Annotated in this window: 14 protein-coding genes; 3 read left to right on the top strand and 11 right to left on the bottom strand. The window is 66.0% G+C overall.

The features are described from left to right. Nucleotides 1–9: 9 nt before the first annotated feature. The 9 genes from gspD to gspG form a co-directional block, all read right to left on the bottom strand. Entirely contained in the window at nucleotides 10–2,148 is a 2,139-nt protein-coding gene (gene gspD, locus Q7J58_RS03220) for a type II secretion system secretin GspD (RefSeq protein ID WP_304823336.1), read from the bottom strand. A gap of 125 nt (nucleotides 2,149–2,273) precedes the next feature. After that, a complete protein-coding gene (gene gspN, locus Q7J58_RS03215) occupies nucleotides 2,274–3,068 on the bottom strand; it encodes a type II secretion system protein N (RefSeq protein ID WP_304823333.1) in 795 nt (264 codons plus the stop codon). 4 nt (nucleotides 3,069–3,072) lie between these two features. Beyond that, on the bottom strand, nucleotides 3,073–3,603 hold the full coding sequence (gene gspM, locus Q7J58_RS03210) for a type II secretion system protein GspM (RefSeq protein ID WP_304823330.1): 531 nt from the start codon (nucleotides 3,601–3,603) through the stop codon (nucleotides 3,073–3,075). 3 nt (nucleotides 3,604–3,606) lie between these two features. Further along, nucleotides 3,607–4,875, bottom strand: coding sequence for a type II secretion system protein GspL (gspL, locus tag Q7J58_RS03205; protein WP_304823327.1), 1,269 nt, complete (start codon nucleotides 4,873–4,875; stop codon nucleotides 3,607–3,609). Nucleotides 4,876–4,968: 93 nt separating this feature from the next. Further along, a complete protein-coding gene (gene gspK, locus Q7J58_RS03200) occupies nucleotides 4,969–5,934 on the bottom strand; it encodes a type II secretion system minor pseudopilin GspK (protein ID WP_304823324.1) in 966 nt (321 codons plus the stop codon). A gap of 5 nt (nucleotides 5,935–5,939) precedes the next feature. Beyond that, complete coding sequence (locus Q7J58_RS03195; protein ID WP_304823319.1) at nucleotides 5,940–6,713, bottom strand: prepilin-type N-terminal cleavage/methylation domain-containing protein; 774 nt, start codon at nucleotides 6,711–6,713, stop codon at nucleotides 5,940–5,942. Continuing rightward, nucleotides 6,713–7,087, bottom strand: a complete 375-nt coding sequence (gene gspI, locus Q7J58_RS03190) for a type II secretion system minor pseudopilin GspI (protein WP_304823317.1) — start codon at nucleotides 7,085–7,087, stop codon at nucleotides 6,713–6,715. Before gspI ends, Q7J58_RS03195 begins: the two co-directional genes overlap by 1 nt. Beyond that, complete coding sequence (locus Q7J58_RS03185) at nucleotides 7,084–7,554, bottom strand: prepilin-type N-terminal cleavage/methylation domain-containing protein (protein WP_336623469.1); 471 nt, start codon at nucleotides 7,552–7,554, stop codon at nucleotides 7,084–7,086. Before Q7J58_RS03185 ends, gspI begins: the two co-directional genes overlap by 4 nt. 15 nt (nucleotides 7,555–7,569) lie before the next feature. Continuing rightward, nucleotides 7,570–8,040 carry a type II secretion system major pseudopilin GspG gene (gene gspG / locus Q7J58_RS03180; protein ID WP_304823314.1) on the bottom strand — a complete coding sequence of 157 codons (471 nt, stop codon included), beginning with the start codon at nucleotides 8,038–8,040 and terminating at the stop codon, nucleotides 7,570–7,572. 159 nt (nucleotides 8,041–8,199) lie between these two features. Between gspG and Q7J58_RS03175 the strand changes: the two genes are divergently transcribed. Continuing rightward, nucleotides 8,200–8,712 (top strand): type II secretion system protein N, encoded by a 513-nt coding sequence (locus Q7J58_RS03175; RefSeq protein ID WP_304823312.1) that lies wholly within the window; start codon nucleotides 8,200–8,202, stop codon nucleotides 8,710–8,712. A 1-nt stretch (nucleotide 8,713) separates the two neighbouring features. Here Q7J58_RS03175 and ilvA read toward each other — a convergent pair whose 3' ends face one another. After that, entirely contained in the window at nucleotides 8,714–10,324 is a 1,611-nt protein-coding gene (gene ilvA, locus Q7J58_RS03170; protein ID WP_304823310.1) for a threonine ammonia-lyase, biosynthetic, read from the bottom strand. Between the two features lie 251 nt (nucleotides 10,325–10,575). Here ilvA and Q7J58_RS03165 point away from each other — a divergent pair, with 251 nt between their 5' ends. Further along, entirely contained in the window at nucleotides 10,576–11,025 is a 450-nt protein-coding gene (locus Q7J58_RS03165) for an OsmC family protein (RefSeq protein WP_304823307.1), read from the top strand. Nucleotides 11,026–11,102: 77 nt separating this feature from the next. Here the strand turns inward: Q7J58_RS03165 and coq7 are convergent, their stop codons facing one another. Beyond that, nucleotides 11,103–11,753 carry a 2-polyprenyl-3-methyl-6-methoxy-1,4-benzoquinone monooxygenase gene (coq7, locus tag Q7J58_RS03160; protein WP_304823304.1) on the bottom strand — a complete coding sequence of 217 codons (651 nt, stop codon included), beginning with the start codon at nucleotides 11,751–11,753 and terminating at the stop codon, nucleotides 11,103–11,105. 122 nt (nucleotides 11,754–11,875) lie between these two features. Between coq7 and Q7J58_RS03155 the strand changes: the two genes are divergently transcribed. Beyond that, complete coding sequence (locus tag Q7J58_RS03155) at nucleotides 11,876–13,057, top strand: porin (protein ID WP_304823300.1); 1,182 nt, start codon at nucleotides 11,876–11,878, stop codon at nucleotides 13,055–13,057. Nucleotides 13,058–13,258 lie beyond the last annotated feature (201 nt).

The raw sequence follows: 13,258 nt of genomic DNA, 5'->3' as shown, positions 1-13,258 counted from the left end.
GCCGGGGCTTTACTGCTGGGGCGTTGCCGCCGTGGCTGGCACCTGCTGCGTGGCTGCGCCGGGCAGCAGCGTGGCGGGCGCCCGCTCCGGCGGCATCACCGGTGCTTCGTTCACGCCCAGCACACGGCTGGCGGTGGGCTGGCTGTCTTTCTGGATCGAGCGCATCAGCTCGTAGCGGTCCAGGGTGAGGTTGCTGGTTTCGCGGGCGTCGCGCAGCACCACGGGGCGCAAAAACACCATCAGGTTGGTTTTCTTGCGCGAACGTTTTTCGCTCTTGAACAGGTTGCCAAACAGCGGCACATCGCCCAGGCCGGGCACCTTGTCTTCGTTGCCTGCGTATTCGTCTTGCAACAGGCCCCCCAGCACCACAATGGCGCCGTCGTCCACCAGCACGGTCGATTCGATGGTGCGCTTGTTGGTGATCAGACCCGTGGCCGAGTTGATCGACGAGGCTTGCACGCTGCTGACCTCTTGGAACAGCGTCATCTTGATGGTGCCGTTTTCGCTGATCTGCGGCTTCACGCGCAGCGTGAGGCCCACGTCTTTGCGCTCAATGGTCTGGAACGGGTTGACCGAACCATCGGTCCCCCCCGTGTTGGTGAACTGACCGGTCACGAACGGCACGTTTTGGCCGATCACGATCTTGGCCTCTTCGTTGTCCAGCGTCAGCAGGTTGGGGGTGGACAGGATGTTGCCCTCGCCGTTTTGCTGCAGAAAGCGCGCCAGAAAGCCCAGCACATAGACCCCGTTGGCCCGGGTCACGGCGCCCAGGTTCAGGCCGGCTGACGGTGTGGTGGTGCCTTGGGCCAGGTTGAAAATATTGCTGCTGCCGGTGCCGAAGTTGGTGCCGATCAGGCCAATCAGGCCGTCGCCCGCCTTGCCGATCGGGCCTTGCCACTGGATACCGAATTCGGCCGCCTTGTCGGCGTTGACTTCGGCGATCAGGCTCTCCACGTAAACCTGGGCGCGGCGGGTGTCAAGCTGGTCGATCACGGCGCGCAGCTGGCGGTATTGGGGTTCGGGGGCGGTGATGATGAGCGCGTTGGTGGCCGGGTCGGCCTGGATCTGGCCACCGGTGGAGGGCGCTGCGCTGGCGGCCACGGGGGTGTTGCCTGTGTTGGCGGTTGCGGCCGGGCGGGTGGCGGCGGTTGTCGATCCCCCGCCCGAAGCGCCGGATTCACCGGCCATGGCGGCGCGCAGCGTGGCGGCCAGCGACACGGCGTTGGCGTTCTTGAGGTAGACCACGTGGATGTTGCCGCTCATGCTTTGCGAGGTGGGCTGATCCAGCCGCGCCACCAGCGAGCGCACCAACGCCAGCCGCGCCGGGTTGGCCGCGCGCAGCACCAGGCTGTTGCTGCGTGGCTCGGCCACCAGCGTGGTTTTGTACGAGGTGTCGGCCTGCCCGGCAGCCCCGCCCGCCGCGCCGGGATCAATCAGGCGGTTCACCAGGGCCACCATGTCCACCGCCACGGCGTGTTGCAGCGGGATGATTTCCACGTCGGTGGCACCGGCCACGTCCAGCGCCGCAATGATGCGGCCCATGCGCTGCAGGTTGTCGGCGTAATCGGTGATGACCAGCGAGTTGTTGCCCGGGTTGACGTTGATGGTGTTGTTGGGCCCGATCAGCGGGCGCAGCACCGGCACCAGATTGTTGGCCGATTCGTGGTTGAGTCGGAAGATTTGCGTCACGACCTGGTTGGAGGTGGGCAGCGAACCCACCGCGCCGGCGTTGACCACCGTGCCCTGCAGCTTGGCGTCGGACTCGGGCACGATCTTGTAGAGCCCCCCCGTGTCCACCAGCGAAAAACCTTGCAGGCGCAGCACGGCCGCAAACTGGTTGAGCGCAGCAGACGGTGTGACGGCGCGTTCGGTGGCCAGGTTGATGGTGCCTTTCACCCGCGGGTCCACCACCACGTTGCGCCCGGTGATGGTGGCCATGGTGCGGGCCACAGCCTCGATTTCAGCGCCCACAAAATTGAGCACCACCGGCTCGCTGGCGCGGCTTTGCGCCTGCACGCTGGGGGGGGCAAAGCCCAGGCTCAACGCCAGACAGGCACTCAGGGCCACGGCGGTCCAGGTGGCGCCGTGTGGGGCATTCTGGGCCGATGCTGGGCGTGTTGCGCCACCACAAATGTCTTTTTTCTTCATGTCTTGATCCTATCGGGAACGCCGTTGTGCCGGCCGTGCTGGGGCTGAACTTGCCCGTGCAGGAGGGCGTGTGGGTGATGCAGGACGCGCACGGTCATGTTGTCAGGGTCTTGTGGGTGGGTGAGTCAGCCAATGTTGAATACCGAGCGAGGCCCCTGGCGCCGGCCCATGATGTTGAGCAGGTTGGTCAGGGCTTCTTCGCGGCCAGCAGCGGCCTGGGCCTCGCCCTGGAAGCGCAGGCGCCCACCCACCCACTGGCCACTGCCTTGCAGCAGCAGGTCGCCGCGCAGGGTGCTCAGGTTCAGCGTGGCGGTGTGGCCGTCGGCGGCGGCCTTCAATTCAAAACGGTAGCTGCCCAGCGGGCGCAGGCGAGACAGGCGCGAAGCCATGTCTTGTGCATCGACCACCAGCCCGCCTTGCAGGGTGGCGCGGCCCTGGTCCCATCGCAGCGTGAGGCCTTCGGTTTGCAGCGCCAACTGGCTTTCCAGGTACAAGGTGTTCCAGGGCGTGCCCAGGCCCACCAGCAGGTCGGCGGGCCACTGGCTCCTGGAGGCGGCCACGTGCAACGCCGCGCCGCCCCAGTGCGGGCGCAGCACCAGGGCGATGGGTTGCGGCGTGCAGCAGGGGGCGTTGATGTGCAAACCCACCGCCGGCATGCCCGAGGCCAGTTGAGGGCGCAGGCGCCAGCGCACCCCCTGGGGCAGGGCCGACGCGCTGCGGCTGCCTGCACCGCCGGTGAGCAGCAGGTCGGCCTGGCCTTGCCACACGGTGCCGCTGGCGTTGACCAGTTGCAGCTGGCCACCGGTGGCGCTGTTGAGCGCCTGCGCCAGCCAGCGCGCGGGCGCAAACAGCAGCAGCGCCAGGGCCAGGCCGGTCAGTGCGCCGAGCCAGCTGGCGCGTTGGGGCCCGTTGCTGGCCATGCCGTCAGTTCCCACTCAAACCGGGGCCGCCGAGTACCAGCGTGCCGCTCCAGGCGGCGGGCTCGGTGGCGCGGCTGAGTTGGGCTTCCAGCGGCATCAGCCGGGCGTTCACACGCACCTGCGACAGCCATTGCGCCAGCGCATCGGGCGGGGTGTTTTTCAGCGTCAGGGTGGCGCGGTCGCCCAGCACCGAGAGCTGGGCCGTGCCGGCCAAACCCGTGGTGGCTTGCTCCAGCGCACGCAGTGCACCGTCTCGGCTCAACGGCTTGGCGGCGTTTTGCGCCCGCAGGCTCTCGGCGGTGGCGGCCATGCTGCGCATCTGGCTGAGCTGCACGTCCAGGCGGGCGTGGCGTTCGGGCGCTTGGCGCAGGGTTTGCAGCGCTGGCGCCACGGCCAGCCACCACAGCAGGCCCAGGCCCACCACCCAGGCCGCCAGGGTGACGGCGCGCTGTTCGCGCGGTGCCAGGCGGGCAAAGGTGGCTTGGAGCGGTGCGATCCAACGGGCAACGGGGGCGGTGTTGAGGGTCTTGGCCATGGTTCAGCGCTCGGTGGGTTGCAGCGTCAGTTCCTTGCCGTCGAAGCGGGCTCGCCAGCCGTTTTGCTCCAGACGTTGCTGCAGGGTGCGCACCTGGTCTTCGCTGGCGCGCCAGCCGCTGAAGCGGCCTTCACCCGGGGTGTAGCCCAGGGTGGTGGGCACGGGCAGGTCGCCCGGGCCGGCCTGGGCGAGCGCGCCGAGCATGGTTTCCAGGTCGCCAGCGGAGAGGGTGCCGCTGGCTTGCTGCAGGCGGGTGAGTTCGCGGCGCATTTGCAGCGGCGCGTCCAAGACCAGCGACACCTGCGGAAAGCCTTGTTGCAGCGCTTGGCGCAGGGCTTGTTGTTTGGCGTCGAGGCTGCTGCGTTCGGACCAGGCCGCCCCATTCAGGCCCACCAGTTGCACCGCCACCAGCGCGGCCAGGCCCCAGCGGGCCGGCCGCCAGGCGGGCGCGCTGCGCCAGCGGCGCAGCTGTTGTTTGAAACGCTGACCACGGCGAGCACCCGAAGACAGGCTCAGGTCGAATTGGGCCAGGTTCCAGTCGGACTGGGCGCACTGCAGCAGCCACTGCGGGCGGGGCACCAGTTCAAAGCGTTGGTCGAGCGCGCGTTCGGCCAACGAGGCCACGGCCGGGTCGGCGAGCCAGCGTGTGGCCTCGGTGGGGGTGCTGGTGCTGGGTGGCAACAGGGTGCCCGAAACCGATTCGCCCAGGCTGTTGGGGCCACTGTCGCGCAAGGGCGTGCAGCTCACGCCCAAGGGGTTGGCGCTGGCCAGCCAGGCCTGGCCGCCTTCGTCGTGCGCCCAATGCAGGCTGGGTGCGGTGGGGTTGTCGGGTGTGGTGTGTGCCGATGCGGGCAACGGCCAGACCGCAGGTGCGATGCGCGAGACCGGGCGGCCTGCTGCTTCCAAGGCCTGCAGCCAGCTTTGCAACCAGGCCTTGTGGCAGGCGGCCACCCACACCGTTTGCCCAGACTTGCCCCCGGGCTCCAGGGCGTAGTGCAGCTCGGTGGTGTCGCTGAGCACGCGGTCTTCCAGCAAGCCGTCGAGCACCGCCCGCAGCTTGGCGCTGGCCACCTTGGGCAGCGCCAGGCGGTGCCACGAAACAGCCCGTGGGGGCAGCACCAGCACCACATCGTCGTCGCGCGGCAGCAGCGACGCGGCGCAGAGCCCGTGGTCCAGCACCTGCTGGCCGTCGGTGGACGTTGCCCAGTCGAGCAGGGCCGTGGGCCCGCTGGCGGGCGCGACGGAGAAGTCGGATGGGGTGAGGATCAGCACGGGGTGGGGCGTTGGTGGAGGGGAAAACGGGTGGGTGCCATTCTAGAGAGCCTGCAAGGCGGTTGGTTGAGGTGCTGCAGCGGACGGCGTTGTTCAGCGCCCGGCGATGCGCTCGCGCCAACTCACCCGCACGTCCAGGTTGTTGCGCACCACCAGCGAGCGTTCTTCAACCACTGCGTCGTCCAGACGCAAGCGGCCACGCACCTCGAAATAGCGGCTGCGGGTGCCGTGCTGGGTTTCCGTCAACTGGCCTTCCAGTGCGGGCAGCAGGCGGCTGGCATCGGCCAGGGTCTTGAACGGATTGCGCTCGCGCTCGGCCACCAGCCGCTGCGCTTGTGCCAAGTCCAGCCGGGGCGTGCTGGCCACGATGGCCTGCGGGCTGGCGGTGTTGATGTTGAGGGTGGTGCGCTCGGGCAACACCGCCACGTGGGGCTCCAGCGCGGCCAGGCTGCCCGGACCAATGCCCAGCCAGCCCAGGTGCGCCAGCTTGCGTGGCTTGAGCGCGGTGCGCGAAGGCATGGGATCGTTGGCGGCCAGTTCGGTGGTGCTGCGCAGCTCGTTCACCGCCGCGTTCAGCTCGGCCAGGGGCAGGTCCAACTGCTCATAGAGCCGGGTGAATGCGGCCATGTCGGTCTCGGAGATCTCGGCTTTCGCTGTGCTGCCGGTGCCGCTCAGCTTCACCAGGTTCATGAAGTTGAGACGCGACTGCATGTCGATCACCTCGCCCGACAGAAAAGCTTCCAGCACGTCGTCGGCACTGTTCTCGCGGTCGGCCGCCAAAAAGCTGGACAGGCGCGCCTCTTCCAGCGGCATGGCCCAGGGTTCGCCCAGGTGGTCGGCGTTGCCGCTGTTCTGGTTGCCGCGCGCGTCTTCGCGCAGGATCAGGCGCGCCCAGTCCAGGGCGCCGGTGAGAATCCAGCCCGCCTGCAAGCGCTGGCGCTCGGCGGTTTCCACTTCGGTCGCCCGCCACTGTTGCCACAAAGCGGCCGATGCCAGCGTGGCCACCAGGGTGACCACCAACATGGCCAGCAGCAGCGCCGCGCCGCGTTGGCGTGGCATGCCCCTCACGACCGGCCCGCCTGCAACGTGGGGCGCACCCAGTCGCGCACCAGCGCGCCCGACAGGCTTTGCCCGGTGGACAGCGTCAACACCAGCCGCACACCATTGGGCAGCTCGGTGGCCGCCGTGGTGTTCGCCGCTTCACCGTCAGCGGCTTCCGTGCCCACCGACGATTGCGGGTTGCTCCAGGTTTCACCCCGGTGGTAGAACAATTGCCACTGGTCAATGCCAAACAGCGCAACCGCGCTGTCATTGCCACCGCCAGGGTTGTCGGTGGTGGCCAGCCGGGCGCCGCTGCCCCATTCGGCTGCACGCTGCCAGGCCCGCGCCAGTTCGTCGCGCCGCACCAGCGGGGGCGATTGCCAGCGCACCCATTGCGCGGAGCCTGCGTTGGTGGATCCGGTTGTGCTGAGCGCGGCCGGGTCGGACCGCTGCGCGCCGGTGTGCCGCGCCCAAGCCACCACCCGCACGCCGGGGCTTTGCAGGCCCGCTTCGGTGCTGTCACGGCGCGTCATGCGCAGCACCTGGCCGTTGAATTCCAGCGCAGTCACCTCGCCGGTTTCCACCACCGCGTCCAGATCGGCGCCCCACTGGCCCAGCGCCGCTTGCAGGCGCAGCAGCTCATCGGCGCGCTGCTGGGTCAGGGTCTGGGTGCGCGTCATGCCGTCGAGCGAGCGCCAGCTCAGCAGCGCCAGCATCGACATGATCGTGATGGCCACCAGCAGCTCAATCAGGGTGAAGCCGAGCGAAGTTGCCGTGGGGCTGCGGGGGTGTTCCATCAATACCGCCCCAGTACCGTGGACAGTGTGAGCAGTTGCACGGCAGCGCCATCCACCGGTGCCGTCACCACCGCGTCGATGCGCCGAAAATTCGGGTTGGGCGTGGGCAGCACCGACAGCCGCACCTGCAGCGTCTGCCCGGCCTGTTCACAGTCGGCGGTGCTGTCGCCCACACCCGGCAACTGGCGCGAAAGCCGCAACCGGGTCAGCTCGTTTTCAGCGCACAACTGGGCCAGCCACTGGTCGCTCTGGCGGGTGGCGGCGCGGGTGAGTGCGCCCGTGGCCTGCAAGCCGGCCGACAGCGTGATGGCCACCACCGCCAACGCCACCAGAATCTCCACCAGCGTGAAGCCGCGCTGATCCGTTGGCTTCATGGCGTGGGCACCACGGCAAAAGGCGAGATGCCATCTGTAGCCAGCGTCAGCTGCCGCTCGCCCTGGTGCAGCACCAGCCGTTGCGCCGCAATCAGTGGCTCAGGGCCAAGCACCAGCACCTGGGCGCCGGTGGGCTGGGTCACTTGGGCGCGGGTTTCGGGGTCGAGCCAGGTGCGGGGTTCGGCCAGCGAACTGTGTGCATCGCGCTTGGGTTTCACACCCACAAACTCAAAGCCGTCCGTCCGCTGGCGCCATACCACCGGCACGCCACTGGTGCGCGACTGGGCGCGGGCCGACTCCAGCAAGGCCGACAGGCGCAGGCCTTCGCGCTCCAGCCGGGTGGCGCTGCTGTCGCGCAGTGCCAGCGTGGCCCCGGCGGTGGCCAGCGCCACAACGGCCACCACCACCATCAGTTCCAGCAGGGTGAAGCCACGCGCCCGCTTGGGCATGCCCACAAGGTCGGTCACGGGCAGCGGCGGGGTTTATTGCCAGCTGCCCACATCGGCGTCGCGTCCCTCACCGCCAGGCTGACCATCGGCACCCAGCGAGAGCACGTCCACTTCGCCGTGCACACCCGGGTTCAGATACTGGTAAGGGCGGCTCCAGGGATCGGCGGGCAGTTTTTCCAGGTAAGGGCGCCAGTTGGGCGGCACCGGGCTGGCCGAGGGTTTGGTCACCAGCGCGTTCAGGCCTTGCTCGCTGGTGGGGTAGCGTTGGTTGTCCAGCCGGTAGAGCTTGAGCGCCTGCATCAGGTTGTTGACATCGGTTTTGGCCGCGGTCACGCGGGCGTCGTCGGCGCGGTCGAGCACGTTGGGCACGATCAAAGCCGCCAGCACGCCGATGATGACCAACACCACCATGAGCTCGATCAGGGTGAAACCCCGCTGCAGTGCTTGCCCCACATGGGACGGAATGCGAAAAGGGCCGGGGGCGTGGGTATCGGGTCGGTTCATCACAGTTTCTCTGGAACAGGACATCTGTTGGACTTGGCGCGTGCGGCCCATGGGCTGTCAGCGATTTTCAAGTCCGACAAGCCTTCGGGCGTTGTGTGTGCTCAACAAGCCCGCTGGCAGCCATGGCTTGGACATCGCTCTCCATCATAATGCCCCCATATGAACAAGGCAGTTTCAAGCCCTTCCATCTACCCTGGCGACGGTCCGGTCGGCTCGTCGGCTTTGCGCCGCGCATGGCCCTCTGTGGCCGCCGGCGTGCTGTGGCTTGCCGCAGGTCTGAGCGCGGGTTACTGGGTGCTGCTGGCTGTGGGGCGCACGCCGGTCACCCCGGTGGCCGCTGCGCCCATGGCCTTGCCGGTGGTGGACGCTGCGTTGGTGGCCCGTGCGCTGGGCGTGTTGCCTGCCGTGGTGCCCACCAGCGAGGCCCATGTACCTGTGGCCACGCCGAGCCGTTACGTCCTGTTGGGCGTGGCGGCGGTGGGTGCCGCGCAAGGGGCGGCCTTGATCGGCGTGGACGGCCAACCCCCCCGTCCTTACCGTGTGGGGGCTGTGCTGGACGGTGGTTTGGTGTTGCAGTCCGTCAGCCGCAGCAGTGCGCGTCTGGGCCCTGCGCTGCAAGGGCCGACCACGGTAGAACTGTCTTTGCCCCAGACGACAGGCGCGCCGAGTTGATTCAGCTTTTCAGAAACAGGCGGTACACCGGGTTCTGCGTTTCTTCTACATAGGGATAGCCCAGCGTATCGAGAAACTTGGCAAAAGCCTTGTCGTCTTTGGGTGGCACCTGCAGGCCCACCAAAATGCGGCCGTAGTCAGCGCCCTGGTTTCGGTAGTGAAACAGGCTGATGTTCCAGCCCGGGCGCATCAGGCTCAAAAACTTCAGCAGCGCACCGGGGCGCTCCGGAAACACAAAACGCAGCAGGCGTTCGTCGTGTGCCAGTGGCGAATGCCCGCCCACCATGTGGCGAATATGCTCTTGCGCCAGATCATCGTGCGTCAGGTCCAGCGCATCAAACCCGTGCTGCCCGAGGTGGCTGGCAATCTCACTCGATTCGCCCTTGCCTTGCGTCGTCAGGCCCACAAACACGTGGGCTTTGGCCGCGTCGTGCACCCGGTAATTGAACTCGGTCACGTTGCGGGGTGTGCCCGGCAGGGTGCCAATCAATTCACAAAAGCGCCGAAAACTGCCGCGCTCTTCGGGAATCGTCACCGCCAACAGCGCCTCGCGCTCTTCGCCCACTTCGGCGCGCTCGGCCACAAAGCGCAGCCGGTCAAAATTCATGTTGGCACCACACAAAATGGCGGCATAGGTTTGTCCCGTGGTTTTGTGCTCGGCCACATACTGTTTGATGGCGGCCACCGCCAGCGCCCCCGAGGGCTCCACAATGCTGCGCGTATCCACAAAAATGTCTTTGATGGCCGCGCACACCGCATCGGTGTCCACCACCACGTAGTCGTCCACCAGGCCGCTGGCAATGCGAAAGGTTTCTTCGCCCACCAGCTTCACCGCCGTGCCGTCGGCAAACAGGCCCACGTCGGGCAGTGTCACCCGCTCGCCCGCGCGCACCGACTGCAGCATTGCATCCGAATCCGTGGTTTGCACCCCAATCACCTTGATCTCCGGGCGCACCGCCTTGATGTAGTTGGCCACGCCCGAAATCAGCCCGCCCCCGCCAATGGCCACAAACACCGCGTCCAGGTGGTCCGAGCCCAGGCTTTGCAGTTGGCGCAAGATTTCCATGGCAATCGTGCCCTGGCCCGCAATCACGTCCGGGTCGTCAAACGGGTGCACAAAGGTCAGGCCCTGCTTTTTCTGCAGCGCCACCGCGTGGGTGTAGGCGTCCGAATAGCTGTCACCGTGCAGCACCACATCACCGCCCAACGCCAGCACCGCGTCCACCTTCACCTGCGGCGTGGTGGTCGGCATCACAATCACCGCCCGCGTGCCCAGTTTGCTGGCGCCCAGTGCCACGCCTTGCGCGTGGTTGCCAGCCGAGGCACAAATGACGCCTTTTTTCAGCTGCTGCGGCGTCAGGTGCGCCATCTTGTTGTAAGCCCCGCGCAGCTTGAAGCTGAACACGGGCTGCTGGTCTTCGCGCTTGAGCAGCACCGTGTTGTTCAGCCGCCGACTCAGGTTCTTGGCCGGCTCCAGCGTCGATTCCACCGCCACGTCGTACACCCGGGCGGTCAAAATTTTCTTCAGATAGTCGGCCGGGCTCAGCGCCGTGACGGGTGACAAGGGCGCCAAAAGGGCGTCAGGGGCAAGTTTTTTGGGTCGAGCGGGCATGGTGTTTCCTCAGCCCTGATCATATCGAGGCCAAAAAGACAAAAAAAACCCGGACTGGCAGAACCGGTCCGGGCTTAAATCCACCCGTGGAGGGTAGAGGAGACAACCTTAAATACAATGGCGCCAGTATACCGCTTGCATGCTGCAATGCAACATGCAAGTGTGTTTCAACGGGATTTTTGCTATCTTTTAGAGAGCTGCCCCAAAGTTTGCCACCTGGTTCGCCATTTATTTCACACTTGGACCTCCTCATGGAATGCACCGTCACCTGGACCGGCGCCGCCGGCACCCGTTCACATATGGGCTTTGTGGCCGAAACCGGCAGCGGCCATGTGCTCACCATGGACGGCGCGCCCGACGCTGCCAAACCTGAAAATGGCGGTGCCAACATGGCCCCCCGTCCCATGGAAACCGTGCTCGCCGGCACCGGCGGCTGCACCGCCTACGACGTGGTGCTGATCTTGAAGCGCGGCCGGCACGACGTGCGTGGCTGCAGCGTCAAACTCACCACCGAACGCGCCGAGGTAGACCCCAAAGTGTTCACCAAAATCCACATGCACTTCACCGTCACCGGCAAGGGCATTCCCGCCACGGCGGTGGAGCGCGCCATCGCCATGAGCCACGACAAATACTGCTCGGCCAGCATCATGCTGGGCAAAACCGCTGACATCACCACGGGCTTTGAGTTGATCGAAGCCTGACACCAGGGCTTTGCCCCGCGTCCTCTCGGCCTGAGCCCTCCGAAGGCTTGAAGCCCCGGTAGGTTGGCCGTCGCGGTTCACACCCGGTGCGCCACCGTCGTCATGACCTTGGCGGCGGCCCGCATCAGACCTCGCACCGGCATCGGCAGCTCCGCCGCACCTGCATGCTGGGCCTCCCGCGCGTGGCGTGCTTCGTCATCCTTCATCTGAGCCACGATGGCGCGCGAAGCCTGATCGCCAGGCGGCAGGCGGTCCATGTGGCTGGCCAGGTGTGCTTCCACCTGCCGTTCGGTTTCCACCACAAAGCCCAGGCTCACCCCTGGCCCCATGCGCCCGGCCAGCAGGCCCAGCCCAAAAGCCCCGGCGTACCACAGGGGGTTCAGCAGCGAAGGCCGCGCACCCAGTTCGTCCAGCCGGGCTTTGGTCCAAGCCAGATGATCGGTTTCTTCCCGGCCCGCTGCATCCAGCTGCGCGGCCAGCGCTGGGTTGGGCGCCCTGCCTCCCCTCGGGCTGCGTGCTGCCAACGCTTGTGCGGTGTAAAGCGCCTGCGCGCACACCTCACCCACATGGTTGACCCGCATCAGCGCGCCAGACAACTGGCGATCGGCATCGCTCAGCGGTTCGTTGGGCTGTTCGGGCAGGGTGGGGCAGTCGCGCGAAGCGCGTGCCGGCACGAACAGCGTTCTCAGTGCGGCATCGGCCGCGGTCAGCAGGGGGTCTAGACGCATGGGGGGCTCCGTTGATCGTGTTGGTAAGAAGACTTGTCCAGGCAGGCACCGCAGGGGCCCGTCACCCACGACAAGCCATGTGACCGATGGTGCCACGCGAGCCGCGTCTGGCGAGTCGGAGGGTGGACAACCCGCCTGGGGGGCGCCCTTTCACTGCCGAGCCCCTTCGCCGTGCGGTTTGCTCGGTGGTGTGCCTGGTTTGTAGCTCTATTGCAACAAAAAAGCTAGGGTTTACCCCGGACGGAACCTTGCCGGCACGGCTTTGCGTGGTACGGCTGGTCGCATTCTGTTGCAATCACATCAGCTTCCGAAACGGAGGTTGGTTCGAGGGCAGCAGACCCACGGCCTCTCTTTTTACAACCTTGGAGAAACTCTCAATGAAAAAGACCCTGATTGCCCTGGCCGCCGTCGCTGCCACCAGCGCTGCTTTCGCACAATCTTCCGTGACCGTGTACGGCAAGGTTGACATCGGTATTTCCAACGCCATCGGCGGTGCAACCAAAGCCGAAACCGGTTTGAATGAAGCTGCTGGCAGCCGTCTGGGCTTCCGTGGTACCGAAGACCTGGGTGGTGGTCTGAAAGCCAACTTCATTCTGGAGCACCGCTTTCAGCCTGATTCCGGCGCGCAAACCAACGCAGCTGTCTTCTGGCAAGGCCGTTCGATCGTTGGCCTGAGCGGTGGTTTCGGTAAAGTGGACTTTGGCCGTGACTACTCGGCCGCCTTCTGGACCGCGCTGGGCGCTGACGTGTTCGGCTACGACGGTGTTGCCAACAACGCTGCGTCCACCAATGCCGGCACGAACCCCACGCGTCTTGCCAATGTGATTTCCTACTCTAGCCCCACCATGGGCGGTTTCATGGCACAAGGTTCTTATGCCTTCAAAGAAACCGCAGCAGCCGGTGTGAAGAACGCTACGTCTGTGCGCCTGGCTTATGCCGCAGGTCCTCTGAGCGCCAGCGTTGCTGCCAGCAAAAACCACAACAACACCGACTACTCGGCTTTCGGTGCTGCGTACGATTTCGGCATGGCCAAAGCCAACTTGCTGATCAGCAAAGGCGAGAACGTTGCCGGTGCTGACATTGACGGTATGACCTTGGGTCTGGTTGTTCCAATGGGTGCAGTCACCCTGAAGGCTTCATATGCCACGTTGGAAGTGGGCAACGTCAAGACCGTGTCCCAGTTGGGTCTGGGTGCTCGCTACGCACTGAGCAAGCGCACCGATGTGTACACCAGCTACGCACGCAACAGCAAAGCTACTGTGGACAAGACCGGTTTCGAAATCGGCCTGCAGCACAACTTCTGATCTGACGCTGGCGCAAGCCAGTTGAAGGTTCAAGAGCAAAACCCACTGTGGAAACGCAGTGGGTTTTTTTTGTGCGCCCAGCATGGGCGCACTCCTGCGGGTGCAAGTCCCGCCGCAAGTTGACCAAGACGAGCGAAGCGAAGCGCAACCGCATGAGGGCGACCGAGTGTGGGAAGGAAGCGTGGAGCGCAAATCATGAGC

The organism is Hydrogenophaga sp., from assembly GCF_030656115.1.
Lineage (GTDB): Bacteria > Pseudomonadota > Gammaproteobacteria > Burkholderiales > Burkholderiaceae_C > Hydrogenophaga.
Note: the sequence above shows the minus strand (reverse complement) of the source record. Positions and strands in the feature narration are given on the sequence as shown.

Bases quoted from the DNA above. Each gene is read 5' to 3' on its own strand.
- gspD (WP_304823336.1), bottom strand. From the start codon at position 2,148: ATGAAGAAAAAAGACATTTGTGGTGGCGCAACACGCCCAGCATCGGCC.
- gspN (WP_304823333.1), bottom strand. From the start codon at position 3,068: ATGGCCAGCAACGGGCCCCAACGCGCCAGCTGGCTCGGCGCACTGACC.
- gspM (WP_304823330.1), bottom strand. From the start codon at position 3,603: ATGGCCAAGACCCTCAACACCGCCCCCGTTGCCCGTTGGATCGCACCG.
- gspK (WP_304823324.1), bottom strand. From the start codon at position 5,934: ATGCCACGCCAACGCGGCGCGGCGCTGCTGCTGGCCATGTTGGTGGTC.
- Q7J58_RS03195 (WP_304823319.1), bottom strand. From the start codon at position 6,713: ATGGAACACCCCCGCAGCCCCACGGCAACTTCGCTCGGCTTCACCCTG.
- gspI (WP_304823317.1), bottom strand. From the start codon at position 7,087: ATGAAGCCAACGGATCAGCGCGGCTTCACGCTGGTGGAGATTCTGGTG.
- gspG (WP_304823314.1), bottom strand. From the start codon at position 8,040: ATGAACCGACCCGATACCCACGCCCCCGGCCCTTTTCGCATTCCGTCC.
- Q7J58_RS03175 (WP_304823312.1), top strand. From the start codon at position 8,200: ATGAACAAGGCAGTTTCAAGCCCTTCCATCTACCCTGGCGACGGTCCG.
- ilvA (WP_304823310.1), bottom strand. From the start codon at position 10,324: ATGCCCGCTCGACCCAAAAAACTTGCCCCTGACGCCCTTTTGGCGCCC.
- Q7J58_RS03165 (WP_304823307.1), top strand. From the start codon at position 10,576: ATGGAATGCACCGTCACCTGGACCGGCGCCGCCGGCACCCGTTCACAT.
- coq7 (WP_304823304.1), bottom strand. From the start codon at position 11,753: ATGCGTCTAGACCCCCTGCTGACCGCGGCCGATGCCGCACTGAGAACG.